This is a genomic window from Acidovorax sp. Leaf78, from assembly GCF_001422735.1.
Lineage (GTDB): Bacteria > Pseudomonadota > Gammaproteobacteria > Burkholderiales > Burkholderiaceae_C > Acidovorax.
The window spans coordinates 22252-43752 of sequence record NZ_LMLZ01000025.1 but is presented as its reverse complement, the minus strand read 5'-3'; the positions used below and the strand labels follow the sequence as shown (position 1 = coordinate 43752).

General features: G+C 67.5%; 15 protein-coding genes and 1 riboswitch. Of the genes, 2 read left to right on the top strand and 13 right to left on the bottom strand.

Going from position 1 to position 21501, the window contains the following annotated elements; genetic code table 11:
• Positions 1-2: 2 nt before the first annotated feature.
• Together ASF16_RS23640 and ASF16_RS23635 are read left to right on the top strand one after the other, a co-directional pair.
• Entirely contained in the window at positions 3-1391 is a 1389-nt protein-coding gene (locus tag ASF16_RS23640) for a GspE/PulE family protein (RefSeq protein ID WP_056173161.1), read from the top strand.
• 479 nt (positions 1392-1870) lie between these two features.
• On the top strand, positions 1871-4186 hold the full coding sequence (locus tag ASF16_RS23635; protein WP_056173159.1) for a hypothetical protein: 2316 nt from the start codon (positions 1871-1873) through the stop codon (positions 4184-4186).
• A gap of 81 nt (positions 4187-4267) precedes the next feature.
• Here ASF16_RS23635 and ASF16_RS23630 read toward each other — a convergent pair whose 3' ends face one another.
• From ASF16_RS23630 to mraY, 13 genes are all read right to left on the bottom strand, one after another.
• Positions 4268-5923: a methyl-accepting chemotaxis protein gene (locus ASF16_RS23630; RefSeq protein WP_056173155.1), complete on the bottom strand. Its 1656-nt coding sequence runs from the start codon at positions 5921-5923 to the stop codon at positions 4268-4270.
• Positions 5924-6212: 289 nt separating this feature from the next.
• Positions 6213-8114, bottom strand: a complete 1902-nt coding sequence (gene thiC / locus ASF16_RS23625) for a phosphomethylpyrimidine synthase ThiC (RefSeq protein WP_056173152.1) — start codon at positions 8112-8114, stop codon at positions 6213-6215.
• Positions 8115-8289: 175 nt separating this feature from the next.
• A riboswitch (TPP riboswitch) is annotated at positions 8290-8431 on the bottom strand.
• 56 nt (positions 8432-8487) lie between these two features.
• Positions 8488-8664, bottom strand: a complete 177-nt coding sequence (locus ASF16_RS26605) for a hypothetical protein (protein ID WP_200912413.1) — start codon at positions 8662-8664, stop codon at positions 8488-8490.
• Positions 8665-8725: 61 nt separating this feature from the next.
• Positions 8726-9649: a UDP-3-O-acyl-N-acetylglucosamine deacetylase gene (gene lpxC, locus ASF16_RS23620; RefSeq protein ID WP_056173149.1), complete on the bottom strand. Its 924-nt coding sequence runs from the start codon at positions 9647-9649 to the stop codon at positions 8726-8728.
• 320 nt (positions 9650-9969) lie between these two features.
• On the bottom strand, positions 9970-11211 hold the full coding sequence (gene ftsZ, locus ASF16_RS23615; protein WP_056173145.1) for a cell division protein FtsZ: 1242 nt from the start codon (positions 11209-11211) through the stop codon (positions 9970-9972).
• Between the two features lie 175 nt (positions 11212-11386).
• Complete coding sequence (ftsA, locus tag ASF16_RS23610) at positions 11387-12616, bottom strand: cell division protein FtsA (RefSeq protein WP_008903721.1); 1230 nt, start codon at positions 12614-12616, stop codon at positions 11387-11389.
• A 98-nt stretch (positions 12617-12714) separates the two neighbouring features.
• Positions 12715-13521 carry a cell division protein FtsQ/DivIB gene (locus tag ASF16_RS23605; protein WP_056173143.1) on the bottom strand — a complete coding sequence of 269 codons (807 nt, stop codon included), beginning with the start codon at positions 13519-13521 and terminating at the stop codon, positions 12715-12717.
• Positions 13518-14516, bottom strand: a complete 999-nt coding sequence (locus tag ASF16_RS23600) for a D-alanine--D-alanine ligase (protein ID WP_056173141.1) — start codon at positions 14514-14516, stop codon at positions 13518-13520. The genes ASF16_RS23605 and ASF16_RS23600 overlap by 4 nt, the downstream gene beginning before the upstream one ends.
• The gene (murC, locus tag ASF16_RS23595; RefSeq protein ID WP_056173138.1) at positions 14513-15946 is read right to left on the bottom strand and encodes a UDP-N-acetylmuramate--L-alanine ligase; all 1434 of its coding nucleotides are present in this window, start codon (positions 15944-15946) and stop codon (positions 14513-14515) included. Before murC ends, ASF16_RS23600 begins: the two co-directional genes overlap by 4 nt.
• Positions 15943-17004 carry an undecaprenyldiphospho-muramoylpentapeptide beta-N-acetylglucosaminyltransferase gene (gene murG / locus ASF16_RS23590; RefSeq protein ID WP_056173136.1) on the bottom strand — a complete coding sequence of 354 codons (1062 nt, stop codon included), beginning with the start codon at positions 17002-17004 and terminating at the stop codon, positions 15943-15945. Before murG ends, murC begins: the two co-directional genes overlap by 4 nt.
• Positions 17001-18272, bottom strand: a complete 1272-nt coding sequence (gene ftsW, locus ASF16_RS23585; RefSeq protein ID WP_056173133.1) for a putative lipid II flippase FtsW — start codon at positions 18270-18272, stop codon at positions 17001-17003. Before ftsW ends, murG begins: the two co-directional genes overlap by 4 nt.
• Positions 18269-20317 carry a UDP-N-acetylmuramoyl-L-alanine--D-glutamate ligase gene (gene murD / locus ASF16_RS23580; RefSeq protein ID WP_235507496.1) on the bottom strand — a complete coding sequence of 683 codons (2049 nt, stop codon included), beginning with the start codon at positions 20315-20317 and terminating at the stop codon, positions 18269-18271. Before murD ends, ftsW begins: the two co-directional genes overlap by 4 nt.
• A complete protein-coding gene (gene mraY, locus ASF16_RS23575) occupies positions 20314-21492 on the bottom strand; it encodes a phospho-N-acetylmuramoyl-pentapeptide-transferase (protein ID WP_056173130.1) in 1179 nt (392 codons plus the stop codon). Before mraY ends, murD begins: the two co-directional genes overlap by 4 nt.
• Between the last annotated feature and the right edge of the window lie 9 nt (positions 21493-21501).

The window sequence follows — 21501 nt, the reverse complement described above, 5'->3', positions numbered from 1 at the left end:
CCATGCGCCACCCCCTGCCCTACGCCTTTGCCCGCACCGCCCAGTTGCTGCTGGAGGATGACGGCCACCAGCTGGTGCTGTGGCACGGCCCGGCCCCCGACGCTGGCGCGCTGTCCGAAGTGCTGCGCAAGCACGCGGTGCAGCAGTTGCTGCCGCTGGACGCGCCGGGCCTGGCGCAGCGCATCAGCGCCGCGTACTCGCACAGCGAATCGAGCGCCGCCACGGTGGTGAGCGAGGTCGAGAGCGATGCCGACCTCTCGCGCATGATGCAGGAGCTGCCCGCGGTGGAAGACCTGCTGGAATCCGCCGGCGACGCGCCCATCATCCGAATGCTCAACGCCCTGCTCACGCAGGCCGCGCGCGACGGCGCGAGCGACATCCACATCGAGCCATACGAGCGGCACTCGAGCGTGCGCTTTCGGGTGGACGGCACGCTGCGCGAGGTGGTGCAGCCCAACCGCGCGCTGCACGCCGCGCTGATCTCGCGCCTGAAGATCATGGCGGACCTCGACATTTCGGAAAAGCGCCTGCCGCAGGATGGCCGCATCAGCCTGCGCCTGGGCACGCGGGCCATCGACGTGCGCGTGTCCACCCTGCCCAGCGCCCATGGCGAGCGCGCCGTGCTGCGCCTCTTGGACAAGAGCGAAAGCAAGCTGAGCCTGGAAGCCGTGGGCATGCAGGGCGACACCCTGCGCCGCTTCGAAGGCCTGATCTCGCAGCCGCACGGCATCATCCTCGTGACCGGGCCCACGGGCTCGGGCAAGACGACCACGCTGTATGCGGGCCTGGGGCGCCTGGACGCCACGCGCAACAACATCATGACGGTGGAAGACCCCATCGAGTACGAGCTGCCGGGCGTGGGCCAGACGCAGGTCAACAGCAAGATCGAGCTGACCTTTGCCAAGGCCCTGCGCGCCATCCTGCGGCAGGACCCGGACATCATCATGATCGGTGAAATCCGCGACTTCGAGACCGCGCAGATCGCCATCCAGGCCTCGCTGACGGGCCACCTGGTGCTGGCCACGCTGCACACCAACGACGCGGCCAGCGCGGTGACGCGGCTGACGGACATGGGCGTGGAGCCCTTTCTGCTGTCGTCGTCGCTGCTGGGCGTGCTGGCGCAGCGGCTGGTGCGCAAGTACTGCAGCCACTGCCACGGCAGCGGCTGCGAGCACTGTGGCCAGACGGGCTACACGGGCCGCACCGGCGTGTTCGAGCTGCTGGTGACCAACGACGCCATCCGCGCGCAGATCCACAACCAGGCATCCGAAGCCGACATCCGCACTGCCGCCATGGCCGACGGCATGGCGCTGATGCGCGACGATGCGGAACGCCTCATCGCCGCGGGCATCACCAGCCGGGAAGAAGTGCTGCGCGTCACGCGCGACTGACAGAGCTCCGTGGCGGGTGGCCCGTGGTGGGGCCCGGGCTCGCGCGGCGTTGACGCGCCCTGCCCTTTCGTCTGCGCTGAGCCCGCGCTGCGCTCTGCCCACGCTACCTCTGCACCGCTGACGGCCTCTCAGCGATTGCTGGCCCGGCCTTGCACTTGCAGCGATTGCTATGCTTTCAATAGCTGCTAGCGCATACCTAACAAGCGGTAGAGGCCTAAAAATCCCAAAATCCTCCGTCACCTGACGTCAACGTCCCGTCACACTGCGGCCCCGCGTGACTTCAGGCTGATACCGAACAGAGCACCCCGGCGCCCGCTGTCAGCGATGTCCGACAAACCCACTGGCCCGTGACCGCTGGAGCGCAGGGCCCGCTTTGAGAAGAATGACAGGCTTGGCAACCTGACGGTGCACCCGCTGCATCTGCTGCATCCGCCGGTGTTGCTCCGCCTTCATCCATCGCCGACAGCGCCCGAACCTTCATGCACCCAACCACCACCCAGCCCCACCCATGGCAATTCTTCCGCGCCGGGGGCGTGGACCAGGTGATCATCCGATCCGGCCAGGACATCGCCCGGCTGCCGGAGCTGGACCAGAAACTGTGGGTGGCGCTGGCCTGCCCCACGCGCGGCATCGAGTTCGACGAGCGCACGCTGGACCTCATCGACACCGACCACGACGGCCGCATCCGCCCCCCCGAGTTGCTGGCGGCCTGCGCCTGGGCCTGCGCGCAACTGCGCAACCCCGACGAACTGACCCAGCCCGGCGACACGCTGGACATTGCGGCCATCGATGACAGCACCGAACCTGGTGCAGCGCTGGCGAACGCGGCGCGGCGCATCCTGTCCATGGCGGGGCAGCAGGACGCCAGCGTGATATCGCTGGCCGACGTGGTCGCGCGCAGCGAACACCTGAGCACGCTGCGATTCAACGGCGACGGCATCATCACCGTGGAGACTGCGCAGGACGACGCGCTCGCCCGCAAGGCCATCGAACACATCCTCAAGACCCAGGGCAGCACCGCGCCAGTGGGCGACCCACCGCTGCCCGGCATCGACCGGGCCCGCGCCGAGGCGTTCTTTGCCGACCTGGACAAGATCTCCGCCTGGGCCGCCAAAGCCCGGGGCGCAACGACTGCGCTCGCGCTGGGCGAACACACGCTCCAGGCCACCCAGGCCATGAACGCGGTCGCCCACAAGGTCGAGGACTTCTTCGCCCGCAGCCGCCTGGCGGCCTACGACCTGCGCGCAGCCACGGCCCTCAACCCGTCGCTGGAGGAATACACCGCCATGGCGGGCACCCAGCTGGATCTGTCGTCGCCCTCCATCACGGCCTTGCCGCTGGCGCCCATCACCCCCAAAGCCGTGCTGCCGCTCAACGAGGGCGTCAACCCGGCCTGGGCCCGCGCGCTGCGCGACTTTCGCGACCACACGGTGGCGCCGCTGCTGGGGCGACAGGCCGATGCGTTGACGCAGCAGGAATGGCACACCATCGGCCAGGCGCTGGCACCTTGCCAGCAATGGCTGGCGGACCGGCCTGCCACGCCGCTGGATATGTTGGGTGACGAGGTGCTTCACACGCTGTACAGCAGCGACGCCCGCCAGCGCGTGATGGATTTGATCGCCGAGGACGAGGCCGAGCAGAAGCACAACGAGCACACCAAAGACCTGGAAAAGCTGCTGCGCTTCAAGCGCGACCTGCTGGAGTTGCTGAACAACTTCGTGTCGTTTTCGGCGTTCTACCAACGCCGGGGTGCGATCTTCCAGGCCGGCACGCTGTACCTGGATGCGCGCAGCTGCGACCTGACAGTGCAGGTGGCTGACGCCGCGCAGCACGCCAAGCTGGCCGGTTTGGCCAAGACCTACCTGGCCTATTGCCAGTGCACGCGCAAGGGCCAGAAGATGGGCATCGTGGCGGCGTTCACCGCCGGCGATGTGGACTTCCTTTTCGTAGGCCGCAATGGCGTGTTCTACGACCGCAAGGGCCAGGACTGGGATGCCACCATCACCCGCATCGTCGAGAACCCGACCAGCATCGCCCAGGCCTTCATGTCGCCGTACAAGAAGTTCGTGCGATTGATTGAGGAGCAGGTGGCCAAGCGCGCCGCGGCCGGCGAGGCACGGGCGCAAAAGTCGCTGGGCGCCACAGCGGGCGCGTTGGCCAACACGCCCCTCAAGGCCGCAGGCACCACCACTGCCGACACCATCACCGCCGCCGCCCCTCGCCGTACCGATGTGGGCACCGTGGCCGCCATCGGCGTGGCACTGGGCAGCATCAGCGCAGTGCTGGTGGGCGTGTTCGCCAAGTTCGTGGACCTGGGTGTGTGGATTCCGCTGGCGCTGGTGGGCATCGTGCTGGCCATCTCGGGGCCCAGCATGCTGATTGCCTGGCTCAAGCTGCGCCAGCGCAGCCTGGGGCCGCTGCTGGATGCCAGCGGCTGGGCCATCAATGGGCGCATGCGCATCAACACGCGGCTGGGCAGTTCGCTGTCGCAGACGGCCAAGGTGCCGGCCAATGCGCGCCGCACGCTGCACGACCCGTTTGCAGAGTCGAAGGCACCGCTGTGGTGGAGCGCGGCGGCGCTTGTGGTGGTGGTGGCGCTGGGCGTGGCTGCATGGCGCCTGCAGTGGTTTGACCGATGGAGCACAGCGCCTGCGCGGCCCGCTGCAGCGACGGCCACCGCGCCTGCTTCGCCTGCGGCCACAACACCCCCCACCAACAGCAGCACGACGCCCTTGAACCCTGCCACTGCGTTACCGGCCGCCACAGGCGCTGCGCCGGCGTCCACCGCACGCTGATGCACCCGCGCGCAGGGGCTTGATCCAAAAGCAAAAGGCCGGTCACCCGGCCTTTTGCGTGTGTGCTGTGCCCCGCAGGGGTCAGCGAATCTGCAACGCAGGCCGGTGCGGTGCCTGGGCCACAGCCGGGGCCGAGGGCGCGCCGGGTGCGCTGAAGGCCGACGGTGATCCCGCAGCACCCTCCTGCAACCGGAACTGCCGCACGGCGCTGGTCAGGTGCACGGCCTGCTCGCGCAGCGATTCGGACGCGGCGGTGGACTGCTCCACCAGCGCGGCGTTCTGCTGCGTCATCTGGTCGAGCTGGGTGACCGACTGGCTGATCTGGCCGATGTTGTCGCTCTGCTCGGCCGACGACGCGGTGATCTCCGCAATGATGTCGGACACGCGGCGCACGCTGCTCACGATCTCGGTCATGGTGGCGCCCGCCTGGCTCACCAGGCGCGAGCCGTCTTCCACACGCTCCACCGAGGAGCCGATCAAGCCCTTGATCTCCTTGGCCGCCGCAGCACTGCGCTGCGCCAGGCTGCGCACTTCGCTGGCCACTACGGCAAAGCCCCGGCCCTGCTCGCCCGCCCGCGCGGCCTCGACCGCAGCGTTGAGCGCCAGGATGTTCGTCTGGAAAGCGATGGAGTCGATCACGCCCGTGATGTCGGCGATCTTGCGCGAGCTGGTGGTGATCTGGTCCATGGTGGTCACCACCTGCGACACCACGGCGCCGCCGCGTGCGGCCACTTCGGCGGCCGACGATGCGAAGTCACTGGCCTGGCGCGACGACTGCGCGCTTTGCTGCACGGTGCTGGTCAGCATCTCCATCGACGATGCGGTTTCTTCGAGGTTGGCCGCCGTCTGCTCAGTGCGGTGGCTCAGGTCGTGGTTGCCGCTGGCGATCTCGGAGCTGGCGGTGGAGATGTTGCCTGCAGAGTCCTGCACCTGGCGCACCAGGCCGCGCAGTGCGTCCTGCATGCGGCCCATGGCCACCACCAGCTGGCCCACTTCGTCGTGGTTCATCACCACCACGTCGCGCGACAGGTCGCCGCCAGCGATGCGCTCGGCCAGCTCTTGTGCCTGGTCCAGGGACTTGGTGATGGAGCGCACGCTGAAGAACGTGAGCGGAATCAGCACCGCCAGGCCCAGCAGCAGTGCGACGCCGATCAGCGCCGACATGGCCTTAGCGCGCGACTCCACGCCCGCGCGGGCTTCGTCCATCTGGGTGCGGGCCGACGTGGCCAGGCTGGAGAACAGCTTGTCGGTGGCCTCCATATGCACCTTGAAGCGGTCGGCGTAGGCACCGCCGCCCGCGCCGTCGAGCTGGGCGCGCTCGATCTGCTCGAAGATGGGGGAGATGCCGGTTTCGTACTGCTTGATCTCGGCCAGCGACTTGTCGATGGACTCGACGAACGCTGCATCGCCGGACTGCACCTGGCGCACATCGGCCAGGCTCTTGCGCAGCGCGGCCAGGGTCTTGGCCCAGGTCTCGCGCAGTGCGGAGACTTCGACCGAGTTGTTGAAATTGATGATGATGTCTTTTTCGGTGCGGCGCAGATCACCCAGTGTGGTGCGCAGCTCGGACATGTCGGTCAGGGTCTGCACCCGCTCCGAGAACAGCACCTGCAGCGTGCCGCGCGTGCGGTCCAGTGCCACATAGCCCATGGCGCCAATGACGACCAGCAATATCAGCGAAAAGACGGTTCCGAAGTAGAGGCGGGTGCGGATCGAAAAGCGGCCCAGAGCGTTCATGGCTCTTCCTTACAATTTTTAACAGACAACTCAGCATAGCAAATTTGGTGCCACACCACCACCCTGCCTTCTGGGCCGGGTGTGGGCGCGACTATATGCTGTGCAGGCCTGTCAAAAGCACAGGGAAAGCCCCGGCTCCAGGGCCACAGCAGGGAAACCCTGGAGCCAGTAGCCCGGCTAATGGGAATGCGATCTACGGGAACACCCCTACTGATACGACGACCAAAAAAAGACGCATGGAGCGTCCTTTTTCGGGCGCCCTTCTTCCCTGTCGAGCGCGCCCGCGCTGTCAGGCCTTGCCCTGCCCTGGCACCGCGCCTTCGGCCACGATGGGCACATACAGCTGGCCGCCCTGGCGCTGGAACTCCACCGCCTTGGTCTCCATGCCCTTGGCGAGTGCTTCCGACTCGGCCATGCCCTTTTGCGCGGCGAACTCGCGCACCTCCTGCGTGATCTTCATCGAGCAGAACTTCGGCCCGCACATGGAGCAGAAATGCGCCACCTTGGCGCTGTCTTTCGGCAGCGTCTCGTCGTGGTATTCCTTGGCGGTGTCGGGGTCCAGGCCCAGGTTGAACTGGTCCTGCCAGCGGAAGTCGAAACGCGCCTGGCTCAGCGCGTCGTCGCGCGCGCGGGCACCCGGGTGGCCCTTGGCCACATCGGCCGCGTGGGCGGCGATCTTGTACGCGATGATCCCTTGCTTCACGTCGTCGCGGTCGGGCAGGCCCAGGTGCTCCTTGGGTGTCACGTAGCACAGCATGGCCGTGCCCATCCAGCCGATCATGGCCGCGCCGATGGCCGATGCGATGTGGTCGTAGCCCGGTGCGATGTCGATGGTCAGCGGGCCCAGGGTGTAGAACGGCGCTTCGTGGCAGGTCTTGAGCTGCTCGGTCATGTTGGCCTGGATCATGTGCATGGGCACGTGGCCGGGGCCTTCGATCATGGTCTGCACGTCGTGCTTCCAGGCCACCTGGGTCAGCTCGCCCAGCGTGTGCAGCTCGGCAAACTGGGCCTCGTCGTTGGCGTCCGATGCGCAGCCGGGGCGCAGGCCGTCGCCCAGGCTGAACGACACGTCGTACGCCTTCATGATGTCGCAGATGTCCTCGAAGTGCTCGTACAGGAAGCTCTCGCGGTGGTGCGCCATGCACCACTTGGCCATGATGGAGCCGCCACGCGAGACGATGCCCGTGCGCCGCTGCGCCGTGAGGTGGATATACGCCAGCCGCACGCCTGAGTGGATGGTGAAGTAGTCCACGCCCTGCTCGGCCTGCTCGATCAGCGTGTCGCGGAAGATGGCCCAGGTCAGGTCCTCGGCCACGCCGCCCACCTTCTCCAGCGCCTGGTAGATCGGCACCGTGCCGATGGGCACGGGCGAGTTGCGCACGATCCAGTCGCGCGTGGTGTGGATGTTCTTGCCGGTCGACAAATCCATCACGTTGTCCGCGCCCCAGCGGATCGCCCAGACCAGCTTTTCGACCTCTTCCTCGATGCTGGAGGTGACGGCCGAGTTGCCGATGTTGGCGTTGATCTTGACCTTGAAGTTGCGCCCGATGGCCATGGGCTCGACCTCGGGGTGGTTGATGTTGGCGGGGATGATGGCGCGGCCCCGGGCCACCTCGTCGCGCACGAATTCGGGGGTGATGATCTTGGGGATGCTCGCGCCCATGGGGTTGCCCATCAGCCGCTGCTCGCGGCCTGCGTCCTGCATGTACTGGGCCATCCACTCGCGCTTGCCGTTCTCGCGCAGGGCCACGTACTCCATCTCTGGCGTGACGATGCCCTTCCTCGCGTAGTGCATCTGGGTTACGTTGGCGCCGCTCTTGGCACGCAGCGGCGGGCGCTGCAGCGCGGCCGCTTCGGTGCGCAGCTGGGCCAGGCGCGCCGCGTCTTCGCTCTTGCTGCCGTCGTCCAGCGCCACACGCTGGCGGCCGTCGTACAGCTCGGTGTCGCCGCGCGCGGCGATCCAGCCACCGCGCACGCTGGCCAGGCCCTGGCGCACGTCGATGGTGGCCGTCGGGTCGGTATAAGGGCCGGAGGTGTCGTACACGCTGACCTGCTCACCATTGGTGAGCGCGATGTCGCGCACGGGCACGCGGACATCGGGGCGGCTGCCGGTCAGGTAGCTCTTGGTGGAAGCGGGAAAGGGTTCGCGGGTGAGCGCGAGCAAATGGGCGAACTTGTCGGGGGCATTCATGGCGGGCACATTCCTATCGGTGGGATGGATCTGTGCTCCGCAATAGGCCGGCATGGACCGCACGCCCCCTGGCGGGTGCCCGGGCGCACCGCCAAGGCCTGGGCAGGCCCCTGCTGTGCGCACGTTGCGCACCAACGCTGCCCGGTGGGCGTGGTGTTGGTACTCAGGTGCGGAAAATTCCGACTGCAGCTCTTCTTACGCTGGTACTAACCAGATCAAGTTCGCGGTTCCGGCGGTAAGGTCCGCCGTCTCAGCACGCCCAGCAGCCTGTTCGATGTTGTCGAAGCAGGCCCCTACGTGCACCCCGGAGCAGGCGCGAGTATAGGCCACTGTGCGGGCTGGGGGAAACCGCGGCGGTACAGGGCAGGAGCTGTCAGGTCACGCGGTCGATCAGCACCACCGCAAAAAACACCACGGCGGCGATCACCGTCCATTTCAGGATGGCCAGGCCGATGCGCTTGTAGTGGGCCTGGCCTGTGCCCACGTAGAAACCGAAGGAGACAGCCGCTGCCAGAAGCAAAAAGATGGCGAGCCAGCGAACGATGATCATGGGGGACGTGCCTTTCAGCAGTGCGCAACAGGGCCGGTCCGCCGGCCAGCCAGACCCGCGGTCACCAGGCGCGCGCCGGCTGCGCAAAGCCGCCCGGGGCCTGGCGCTCGTCTTCGAAGGTCACCACTTCCCAGGCATCGCGCTGCGCCAGCAGCTCGCGCAGCAGCAGGTTGTTCATGCCGTGGCCCGAGCGAAACGCGCTGTAGGCCGCCAGTAGCGGCTTGCCGATGAGGTACAGGTCGCCCATGGCATCAAGAATCTTGTGCTTCACGAACTCGTCGTCGTAGCGCAGGCCGTCGCTGTTGAGCACCTTGTAGTCGTCCATCACGATGGCGTTGTCGAGGCCGCCACCGAGCGCCAGGCCGTTGGAGCGCATCATCTCCACATCGCGCGTGAAGCCGAAGGTGCGGGCGCGCGCGATGTCGCGGCTGTAGTTGCCAGCGCCCATGTCGAACTCCACGCGCTGGCCGGTGGAGTCCACCGCAGGGTGGTCGAAGTCGATCTCGAAGCTGAGCTTGTAGCCGTGGTAAGGCGCCAGGCGTGCCCACTTGGTGTTGGCACCCTCGCCCTCGCGCACCTCCACCGGGCGGAGCACGCGGATGAAGCGCTTGGGCGCGTTCTGCAGCTCCACGCCCGCGCTCTGCAGCAGGAACACGAACGATGCCGACGACCCGTCGAGGATGGGCACCTCTTCGGCCGTGATGTCCACGTACAGGTTGTCGATGCCAAGCCCCGCGCAGGCCGACATCAGGTGCTCCACCGTGTGCACCTTGGCACTGCCCACCGCGATGGTGGACGCCAGACGGGTGTCGGTCACGGCCTCGGCGCGGATCGGAATGTCCACCGGCTGCGGCAGGTCCACCCGCCGGAACACGATCCCGGTGTCCGGCTGCGCAGGCCGCAAGGTCAGCTCGACCCTCTGACCACTGTGCAGGCCCACGCCCACGGCGCGGGTGATCGTCTTGAGGGTGCGTTGCTGGAGCATCCGGCGATTTTAGTGGGGCGACCCCGCGAAAACCATCCGCAGCTTCCTATGACCTTGATAGGAAACGGATTGGTTCAATTCAGTTAGTGAGAGCAAGTTGAGTCACTGCGCAATTGGACGTTTAACAGCTACGCCTCTGAACGCTGTGCTTGAGGTGCCTGACGAAAGGACCGCTCAATCGGACAACGGCGGACCAAAACTGGCGCGACCCAGGCCAGAGACACCGCGCAAGGGCCGCCCCGCCGCGCTGGTGTCGTCCCCCCTCCCGCGCAGCGAGAGAGGGGGTGAAGCGGCGTAGCCGCTCAGGGGGGAGTACCGAATCAATCTGCTTGTTTACGCAGGAAAGCCGGGATCTCCAGATCGTCCATGCCACCCGACGACAGTGCGTCCACGCGGGCTGCCGCCTGCGTGCGGTTGGTGCGCCACACGCTGGGCACCGACATGCTGCCGTAGTCGGCCTGCGTGCTGCCGGCGTGGCCGCCTTGCACGCCCATGGCCGAGCCCAGGGTGCCCGCACCGGTCAAAGGCATTTGGTAAGCCACGTTGTCCGTGCCGGTGCGCAGGCCGCCCTGCACCACCGAAATCGGCTGGCGGCGCGCGTTGGGGCGCGACAGGCCGGTAGCGACCACGGTCACGCGGATCTCGTCGCCCAGGCTGTCGTCGTAGGCGGCGCCGTAGATCACGTGCGCATCGGGCGAAGCGTAGGCATTGATGGTGCTCATGGCCAGGCGCGATTCGGACAGCTTGAGGCTGCCCTTCGCGGCCGTCACCAGCACCAGCACGCCCTTGGCGCCCGACAGGTCGATGCCTTCGAGCAGCGGGCAGGCCACGGCCTGTTCGGCAGCGATGCGGGCGCGGTCCGGGCCGCTTGCGGTGGCCGTGCCCATCATGGCCTTGCCGGGCTCGCCCATCACGGTGCGCACGTCTTCGAAGTCGACGTTCACGTGGCCGTATTCGTTGATGATTTCGGCAATGCCGCCCACGGCGTTCTTGAGCACGTCGTTGGCATGGGCAAAGGCTTCGTCCTGGGTGATGTCATCGCCCAGCACTTCCAGCAGCTTCTCGTTGAGCACGACGATCAGCGAGTCGACGTTGGCTTCGAGTTCGGCCAGGCCGTTGTCGGCATTCGTCATGCGGCGGCCGCCTTCCCAGTCGAAGGGCTTGGTGACCACGCCCACGGTGAGAATGCCCATTTCCTTGGCCACGCGGGCGATCACGGGTGCAGCACCCGTGCCCGTGCCGCCACCCATGCCGGCGGTGATGAACAGCATGTGCGCGCCGTCGATGGCCAGGCGGATGTCGTCCACTGCGGCTTCGGCGGCTTCACGGCCCTTGTCGGGCTTGCTGCCGGCGCCCAGGCCGCTGCCACCCAGCTGGATGTGGCGGTGGGCCGAGCTGCGGGTCAATGCCTGCGCGTCGGTGTTGGCGCAGACAAACTCCACGCCCTGCACGCTGCGGGCAATCATGTGCTCGACGGCGTTGCTGCCGCCGCCGCCCACGCCGATCACCTTGATCTGGGTGCCCTGGTTGAATTCTTCGGCTTCGATCATTTCGATGGTCATGTTGGAGCTCCTGTTTCTTTCGCTGAATTCGTTTGCAATCTCGTGTGCAACTGCCAATGGGTTGTTCGGTATGTCATCGTGAGCAGTGGGGGCGGCGGTCCGGTACATCGTCGCCATCGCCCGCGCAGTGTTCGGTGCGGGCTGCCTCGCGCTAGCCAAAGAGGAAATTTCATGGTCAGAAATTCCCCACGATGAAGTCCTTGAAGCGGCCAAAGGCCGTCTTCATGGACCCGCTTTTCTGTGCCACCTTGAAGCCGCGTAGGCGTGCCAGACGCGCCTCTTCCAGAAGGCCCATGACGGTAGCAGCTCTGGGCTGTGCCACCATGTCAGACAAAGCGCTGGAATACTTCGGAATGCCACGCCGAACGGGCTTCAAGAAGATGTCTTCGCCCAGCTCGATCATCCCGGGCATGACCGAGCTGCCGCCGGTGAGCACGATGCCCGACGACAGCACTTCTTCATACCCCGACTCGCGCACCACCTGCTGCACGAGCGAGAAGATCTCTTCGACCCGCGGCTCGATCACGCCCGCCAGAGCCTGCTTGCTCAGCATGCGGGGGCTGCGGTCGCCCAGGCCGGGTACTTCCACCTGCGCCTCGGGATCGGCCAGCAACTGCTTGGCGTAGCCGCTTTCGACCTTGATGTCCTCGGCGTCCTTCGTGGGCGTGCGCAGCGCCATGGCGATGTCGCTGGTGATGAGGTCGCCCGCGATCGGGATCACCGCCGTGTGGCGGATCGCGCCGCCGGTGAAGATCGCCACGTCGGTCGTGCCCGCGCCGATGTCGACCACCACCACGCCCAGCTCGCGCTCGTCGTCGGTCAGCACCGCCTGGCTGCTGGCCAGCGGGTTGAGCATGAGCTGCTCGACCTCCAGGCCGCAGCGGCGCACGCACTTGATGATGTTCTCGGCCGCGCTCTGGGCGCCGGTCACGATGTGGATCTTGGCCTCCAGGCGGATGCCGCTCATGCCGATGGGCTCCTTCACATCCTGCCCGTCGATCACGAACTCCTGCGGCTCCACCAGCAGCAGGCGCTGGTCGCTGCTGATGTTGATGGCCTTGGCCGTCTCCACCACGCGCGCCACGTCGGCCGAGGTGACTTCCTTGTCCTTGACGGCCACCATGCCGCTCGAGTTGAGGCCGCGGATATGGCTGCCGGTGATGCCGGTGTACACGCGCTGGATCTTGCAGTCGGCCATCAGCTCGGCCTCTTTCAAGGCCTGCTGGATGCTCTGCACGGTGGCGTCGATGTTGACCACCACACCGCGCTTGAGGCCATTGCTCGGAGCCACCCCCAGGCCTGCCAGCTTGAGCTCTCCATTGGGCAGCACCTCGGCGACCACGGCCATGACCTTGGCCGTGCCGATATCGAGCCCCACCACAACGTCTTTGTATTCTCTTGCCATATCAGTCTCTGCCCTTCTCTGTTCTGCCTGGCCGCCCCTCGGTCGGCACCACACCCTGGCCCGTACGCTTGCGCACCTTGATCTGTTGCTGCATGCCGTTACCTCCTGCGCACCGCGGCCGGTGCACCCGTGCCATCCGCCGCCACCGTGGTCACGCCGCGCATGCGCAGCGCGTAGCCGCCGGTATGCCGCAGGTCTGCGGACTCCAGCGCATCCACACGGCGGTGGTACTGCGCCGCCACCTGGGTGAGCGTGCGCGTGAACCGCTGCGTGCGCTGCACCACCTCCGCGGGCGTGCCGCCACCGAGCTCGACCACCGCGTCGCTGTCCAGCGTCACGCGCCAGCCGCCGCGGCCGGTCAGCTCCAGCGTGTCGACCTCCATCCCCAGCGGCTTGAACACCGGCGCCAGCAAACCATGCATCTGCAGCACCTCGGGGGAGCTGCCTGCCGGGCCCAGCAGGCGCGGCAGGCCTTCCTGCTCCACGTCGCCCACGTTGGCCTCGAACACCTCGCCCTGCGTGTTGACCAGGGCGGAGCCGCTCTCGGGGCCCCAGTACGCCACCGCGTCGTGCTCCTGCAGCTGCACATGCAGGCTGCCCGGGTACACGCGCTGCACTTCGGCGCGGCGCACCCAGGGCACCTGCTCGAATGCCTCGCGCGCTGCGCGCAGGTCCACCGTGAAAAAATTGCCGGCCAGGTGCGGTGCCACATTGGCCCGCAGCGTGACCGCGTTGTTGTGCACCAGGTCGCCCTGCACCACGATGCGCGACACCGCAAAGCCGGGGTAGCGCAGCACCCACCACGTCCCCGCCACCAGCACGCCCGCAGCCAGGCACACGAACAGGGCCGAGGCGGTCCAGTTCATGAGCTTGACGTCCAGCGGTGCCGGCAGGGTGGAGGTCATGGGTGGGCGGCTCCTTGTGCGGCACGCGGCGCATCCAGGGCTGCCCCGGCCAGAATGCGCAGGCACAGCTCCTCGTAGCTGATACCGGCCGCACGCGCAGCCATGGGCACCAGGGAGTGGCCCGTCATGCCAGGGGATGTGTTGATCTCCAGCAGGAAGGGCTTGCGGTCGCTCGCGCGAATCATCAAGTCGGCACGGCCCCAGCCGCGGCATCCCAGCGCGCGGTAGCTCGCCAGCACGATGCGCTGTATTTCCTGCTCTTCGTCTTCCGGCATGCCGCTCGGGCACTCGTACTTCACGTCGTCGGTGAAGTACTTGTTCTGGTAGTCGTAGCCCGCTTCGGGGGCAAGGATGCGGATCACAGGCAGTGCACGCGCATGCGCGCCCTCACCCAGCACAGCACAGGTGACCTCCTCGCCGTCGATGAACTCTTCGCAGAGCACGTCGGGGTCGTACTTCGCAGCCAAGGCAACCGCGTCCTGCATTTCAGAGTAGCCGCGCACCTTCGATACGCCGATGGACGACCCTTCGCGTGGTGGCTTGACGATGAGCGGCAGGCCCAATTCGTCCGGCACCAGGCGCACATGCTCGCGCGCCTGCAAGTCAGGGGGAAGGCGCACATAGCGCGGCGTTGGCAGGCCCTCGGCAATCCACATGCGCTTGGTCATGACCTTGTCCATCGCAATGGCCGAGGCCAGCACGCCCGGGCCGGTGTACGGAATGCCCAGCAGTTCCAAAGCGCCCTGCACAGTGCCATCCTCGCCCCGGCGGCCGTGCAGCGTGATGAAGCAGCGCGCATACCCGTCGCGCTTGAGTTGCGACAGCTCGTTCTGCGCCGGGTCGAACGCATGCGCGTCCACGCCGCTGGAGCGCAGCGCCTGCAGCACGCCGCTGCCGGACATGAGGGACACCTCGCGCTCGGCAGAGTCGCCGCCCATCAGAACGGCGACCTTGCCCAGGGCCTTCACATCGATATCGAGTTCAGAAACAGTCATACCGCGCTCCCCTCCAGCGCCTTCAGCTCATTGTTTTGTAGCAAATCGACCACCTTGCCGGGCACGGCCCCGATGGAGCCTGCGCCCATGCACATCACCACATCGCCCGCCCGGGCGTTGTCGGCAATGGCCTGCGGAAGGTCGGCCACGTTGTCGACAAACACGGGCTCCACGCGGCCGGCCACCCGCAGCGCGCGGGCCAGCGAGCGGCCGTCGGCGGCCACCACGGGTGCCTCGCCGGCGGCGTACACCTCGGTCAGCAGCACGGCGTCGGCGTTGCCGATGACCTTCACGAAATCTTCGAAGCAGTCGCGCGTGCGGCTGTAGCGGTGCGGCTGGAAGGCCAGCACCAGGCGCCGCCCGGGGAACGCGCCGCGCGCGGCCGCCAGCGTGGCGGCCATCTCCACCGGGTGGTGGCCGTAGTCGTCGATCACGGTGAACGCGCCGCCGCCCTTGGCCGGCATGTCGCCGTAGTGCTGGAAGCGCCGACCCACGCCCTTGAAGCCCGCCAGCGCGCGCTGCACGGCTTCGTCGGGGATGTTGAGCTCCACCGCGATCGCGATGGCCGACAGTGCGTTGAGCACGTTGTGCTCGCCCGCGAGGTTGAGCACCACCTCCATGTCGGGCAGCGTGACGCCGTTGCGACGCTGCACGGTGAAGCGCATCTGCCCGGCCTCGGCGCGCACGTTGATCGCGCGCACCTGGGCGTCTTCCGAAAAGCCGTAGCTGGTGATCGGGCAGGTCACGCTGGGCATGATCTCGCGCACCGCGGGGCTGTCCACGCACAGCACGGCCGTGCCGTAGAACGGCATGCGGTGCAGGAAGTCGACGAACGCACCCTTGAGCCGACCGAAGTCGTGCCCGTAGGTTTCCATGTGGTCGGCGTCGATGTTGGTCACCACGGCCATCACCGGCAGCAGGTTCAGGAACGACGCGTCGGACTCGTCGGCCTCGACCACGATGTAGTCGCCGCTGCCCAGCTTGGCGTTGGCGCCCGCGCTGTTGAGCTTGCCGCCGATGACGAAGGTCGGGTCGAGCCCTGCCTCGGCCAGCACGCTGGTCACGAGGCTGGTCGTCGTCGTCTTGCCGTGCGTGCCCGCGATGGCGATGCCTTGCTTCAGGCGCATCAGCTCGGCCAGCATGAGCGCGCGCGGCACGACCGGGATCTTCTTCTCGCGCGCGGCCAGCACCTCGGGGTTGTCGGGCGTCACGGCGGTGGACGTGACCACCGCATCGGCACCGTCGATGTGCGCCGCGGCATGGCCCAGGCAGGTCTTGATGCCCAGGCCCTCCAGGCGCCGCAGCGTGGCGCTGTCGGCCAGGTCGGAGCCCGAGATGCGGTAGCCCAGGTTGAACAGCACCTCGGCGATGCCGCTCATGCCGGCGCCGCCCAGGCCGACAAAATGGATGTGGCGAATGGCGTGCTTCATGCCAACTCCTCGCAGGCGGTCACCACTTCGCGGGTGGCATTGATTTTTTGCATGTTTTTGGCTTTCAACGCTGTATCTACCAGCGTGGAGCGCTCCATATTCAATAGCATCTGCGACAGGCCTTCGGGCGTCAGGTCGCGCTGCTGGGTGAGCCACCCGCCGCCTGCATTCACGAGGAACTGGGCGTTGGTGGTCTGGTGGTCGTCCACCGCCGAGGGGAAGGGCACGAACAGTGCGGCTGCCCCCACGGCCGCGATCTCGGTCACGGTGCTCGCGCCCGCGCGGCAGACGATGATGTCGGCGTCGGCAAAGGCGCTGGCGGTGTCGTCGATGAACGGCGTGCATTCGGCCGCGACACCTGCCGCGGCATAGTTGGCGCGCAGCGCGTCGATCTGCGTCGCGCCGCTCTGGTGGATGACCACCGGGCGCTGGTCCGCAGGCATCAGCGCCACGGCCTGCGGCACGATCTCGTTGAGCGCACGGGCGCCCAGGCTGCCGCCCACCACCAGCAGGCGCAGCGGCCCCGTGCGCCCGGCAAAACGCTCCGCCGGTGCGGGCTTGCTGGTGAAGGCGGTGCGCAGCGGGTTGCCCACCCACTGGCCCTTGGGGAACACATTGGGGAACGCTGTGAACACACGGTCTGCCACGCCCGCCAGCACCTTGTTGGCCATGCCGGCCACCGAGTTCTGCTCGTGCAGCACCAGCGGCTTGCCGGCCAGCACGCCCATCATGCCGCCCGGAAAGGTGATGTAGCCGCCCAGGCCCACCACCACGTCGGGCTTGACGCGGCGCACCACCGCCAGTGCCTGGCAGAACGCGCGCAGCAGGCGCAGCGGCAGCAAGGCCAGCGTGATGAGGCCTTTGCCGCGCACGCCTGAAAAATCGATGAGTTCGAGCGCAAAGCCATGCGTGGGCACGATGCGCGACTCCATGCTGCCCGGCGCGCCCAGCCAGTGCACGCGCCAGCCGCGCGCACGCAGTTCTTCCGCCACGGCCAGGCCCGGGAAGATGTGGCCGCCGGTGCCGCCGGCCATGATGAGGGCAGTCTTCTGCGTCATACGCGCCCCCCTCTCATGAGGAGTTTGTTCTCGTAGTCCACCCGCATCACCACCGCCAGCGCCACGAGGTTCATCAAGATCGCCGACCCGCCAAAACTCATCAGCGGCAGCGTGAGCCCCTTGGTGGGCAGTGCGCCCAGGTTCACGCCCATGTTGATGAAGGCCTGGAAGCCGATCCAGATCGCCACGCCCTGCGCGACGAGGCCGGAGAACACGCGGTCGAGGGCGATGGCCTGGCGGCCGATGTGCATGATGCGGCGCGTCATCCACAGAAACAGCACGATGAGGATGACCACGCCCACCAGGCCGAACTCTTCGCCGATCACGGCGAGCAGGAAGTCGGTATGGGCTTCGGGCAGCCAATGCAGCTTCTCGACGCTGCCGCCCAGGCCCACGCCGAAGATCTCGCCGCGCCCGATGGCGATCAGCGAGTGCGAGAGCTGGTAGCCCTTGCCCAATGCGTGCTCTTCGCTGAACGGGTCGAGGTAGGCGAACACGCGCTCGCGACGCCAGGGCGAGCTGGCGATCATCACGCCGAAGGCCGACACCAGCACGCCCGCGATCAGGAAGAACATGCGGGCGTTCACGCCGCCCAGGAACAGGATGCCCATGGCGATCACGGCGACCACCATGAAGGCGCCCATGTCGGGCTCGGCCAGCAGCAGCACGCCCACGATGGCCACGGCGGCGCCCATGGGCAGCACGGCGCGAAAGAACCGCTCCTTCACCTCCATCTTGCGGACCATGTAGTCGGCCGCGTAGATGAGGACGGCGAACTTGGCCACCTCCGACGGCTGAAAGCCGATGGGACCGAGCGACAGCCAGCGCCGCGCACCGTTGACCACCTTGCCCACACCCGGGATCAGCACCGCCACCAGCAGCAGCAACGCTGCCACGAAGAGCCAGGGTGCCACGCGCTCCCACAGCGCCATCGGGATCTGGAACGCCAGCAGCGCGGCGACAAAGCCCACCACCAGGTACATCACGTGGCGGGTCAGGAAATGGGTGGAAGCGTAGTTGGCAAAGCGCGGGTTGTCCGGCATGGCGATGGAGGCCGAATACACCATCACCAGCCCCCATGCGAGCAGCGCCACCACCACCCACAGCAGGGCCTGGTCGAAGCCGAGCACGCTCGCGGGCGTGCTGGTGGTGCGGGGGCGGTAGTCGGTGCCGCCCACGCGCACGGGCAGCACGTCCACGGCCTTGCCCGGCAGGCCGCCGAACCAGCCGGTCACGCGCTGCAAAAGGCTGCTGGCGGGTGCGCTCATGCCACACCTCCCATCGCGTCATCGGCCAGCGCGCGCACGGTGTCGCAGAACACCTGTGCCCGGTGCTCGTAGCCGCGGAACATGTCAAAGCTGGCACAGGCGGGCGACATCAGCACGGCGTCGCCTGCGTGTGCGCGCTGCGCGGCCAGCTCCACGGCCTGGGGCAATGTCTCTGCATCGACCAGGGCCACGCCGCTGTCGGCCAGCGCGGCGCGGATCAGCGGCGCGTCGCGCCCGATCAGCACCACGGCGCGCGCGTAGCGCGACACGGGCGCTGCCAGCGGCGAGAAGTCCTGCCCCTTGCCGTCGCCGCCCAGGATGACGACGATGCGGCGCTCCGCACCCAGGCCGGTCAACGCAGCGACGGTGGCGCCCACGTTCGTGCCCTTGCTGTCGTCAAAGTATTCGACGTCGCGGATGATGGCCACCGGCTCCACGCGGTGCGGCTCGCCGCGGTACTCGCGCAGCCCGTACAGCAGGGGCGCGAGCGTGCAGCCCGCGGCCGATGCCAGCGCCAGCGCGGCCAGCGCGTTCACCGCGTTGTGGCGGCCCCGGATGCGCAGCGCGTCGGCGGGCATCAGGCGCTGGATGTGCAGGTCTTCGGCGGCCTCGTTGCGGCCGCGCTTGCGGGTCTCGTCGGCGTCCATGGCGCGCACCAGCCAGGGCATGCCGCTCACGACCTCGATGCCGAAGTCGCCGGGGCGCTGGGGCATGTCGGCGCCGAAGGTCAGGTGCTCGCGCACCTGGGGCTTTTGCAGCTTGACCTTGATGGGTGGCGGCAGCATCTGCATCACCGCCGCGTCCTCGCGGTTCAGGATCATCAGGCCGGTCTTGCCGAAGATGCGGGCCTTGGCAGCGGCATACGCGGCCATGTCGCCATGCCAGTCCAGATGGTCCTGCGTGATGTTGAGCACCGTGGCGGCCGTGGGCTCGAAAGCTCCCTCCCCCACAGTCACGTCGTCCAATTGGAAGCTCGACAGCTCCAGCACCCACACCTGCGGCAGTGTGGCCGCGTCGATGTGGCCCGCCAGCGTGTCGAGCAGCGTGGGGCCGATGTTGCCGGCCACGGCCACGGTCTTGTCCGAGCGCTCCACGAGCTGGCCGGTGAGCGAGGTGACGGTGGTCTTGCCGTTGGTGCCGGTGATGGCCAGCACGGCCGGCGCGTAGCCGTGGGACGCCCGCAGCGTGGCCAGGGCCATGGCATACAGGCTCAATTCGCCCCCCACCGGCAGTCCGATGGCGCGAGCAGCTACAAAAACAGGAGCAACCGTATCGGGGCTCAGGCCTGGCGACCGGTAGACCGCGTGCAGGCCTCGGCCGTCCACCAGGGCTGCGTCGAAGGCGCCGGCCACAAAACGCACCCCGGGCAGCTCGTGCTGCAGCGTGGCGAGTTGCGGAGGCGCTTCGCGCGTGTCGGCCACAGTGACGTCGGCGCCGCAGCGCACGCACCAGCGCGCCATGGCCAGGCCGGAGGCACCCAGGCCCAGGATGAGGATGTTCTGGCCCTGCAGTGGCGTCATGCCCTGGCCGGGGGGGCCCAGGGGTTCGGTGGGCGCATCAGCTGCAGGCTCCGCGGCGGCATCGGCGTTGTCCTGCTGTGCCACAGGCTCTGGGTCCGCAGGTGCGTCGGCGGCCACCACGTCGGCAAAGATCTGCGCGACGAAGTCGGCAGCAGCCTTGGCAGCGGAGATGGCCGGGGGCTTTTCGGGGTCCCACGCAGCGGCGGCGGCTGCTGCCGCGCGCGCGCCGGGGCCGGCGGCTGGAGCTTCGGCCTCGGGCTGGGGGTCTACGGATTCTGCTGATGCCTCGGCATCGACCAACGACTGCGTGGGTGCACTGCCGGACGTGCCGGACATGTCGGGCACGGTTGATGCGCCATCCGCCGGATCGGCAGTGCCTGCACCTGCCGCGTCGCCAGCGGACTGCGACACCGCGCCCTCCGCCGCTGGATCGGCAGGCACGGCCCCGCCTGCATCCGTGTCTGGAGGCAGCTTCACCACCGAGGGGGTGGTGGTCGCGGGGATGAGGGGATCGTCCGGGTTCATCGCAGTTTCAGGGTCGACAGGCCGACAAGGCACAGCAGCATGGTGATGATCCAGAAGCGCACGACCACCTGCGTTTCCTTCCAGCCGCTCTTTTCGAAGTGGTGGTGCAGCGGCGCCATCTTCAGCAGACGCCGGCCTTCGCCATAGCGGCGCTTGGTGTACTTGAACCAGGTCACCTGCAGCATCACCGACAGCGCCTCGACCACGAAGATGCCGCCCATGATGGCCAGCACGATTTCCTGCCGCACGATGATGGCGATGGTGCCCAGGGCGCCGCCCAGCGCCAGCGCGCCCACGTCGCCCATGAAGACCTGGGCCGGGTGTGCGTTGAACCACAGGAAGGCCAGGCCCGCACCCGCCATGGCGGCGCAGAAGATCAGCAACTCGCCCGAGCCGGGGATGTGCGGGAAGAACAGGTACTTGGAATACACCGAGCTGCCGGTGACGTACGCGAACACGCCCAGGGCCGAGCCCACCATCACCACGGGCATGATCGCCAGGCCGTCCAGGCCGTCGGTCAGATTCACTGCGTTGCTCGAACCCACGATCACCAGGTAAGTCAGGATCACGAAGCCCAGCACGCCCAGCGGGTAGCTCACTTCCTTGAAGAACGGCAGCTGCAGGCCCGCCTTGGGCGGCAGGTCGAGCGAGAAGCCCGACTGCACCCAGCCGACGAACAGCTCCCACACCTTGGCGTTGGAGCTCTCGGAAATGCTGAACACCAGGTACAGCGCGGCCGTGAGGCCGATCACCGACTGCCAGAGGTACTTCTCGCGCGAGCGCATGCCCTCGGGGTCCTTGTTGACCACCTTGCGCCAGTCATCCACCCAGCCGATGGCGCCAAAGCCCAGCGTGACGATGAGCACGATCCAGACGAAGCGGTTGGACAGGTCGAACCACAGCAGGGTCGAGATCGCGATCGACAGCAGGATCAGCACGCCGCCCATGGTGGGCGTGCCGCTCTTGGACAGGTGCGACTGCATGGCGTAGCCCCGGATGGGCTGGCCGATCTTGAGCGAGGTCAACACGCGGATCACCTTGGGCCCCGCCACCAGGCCGATGAGCAGCGCCGTCATGGCCGCCATCACCGCACGGAAGGTGAGGTACTGGAACACGCGGAAGAAGCCGAACTCGGGCGACAGGCCCTGCAGCCATTGGGACAGGACTAGCAGCATGCGGCACCT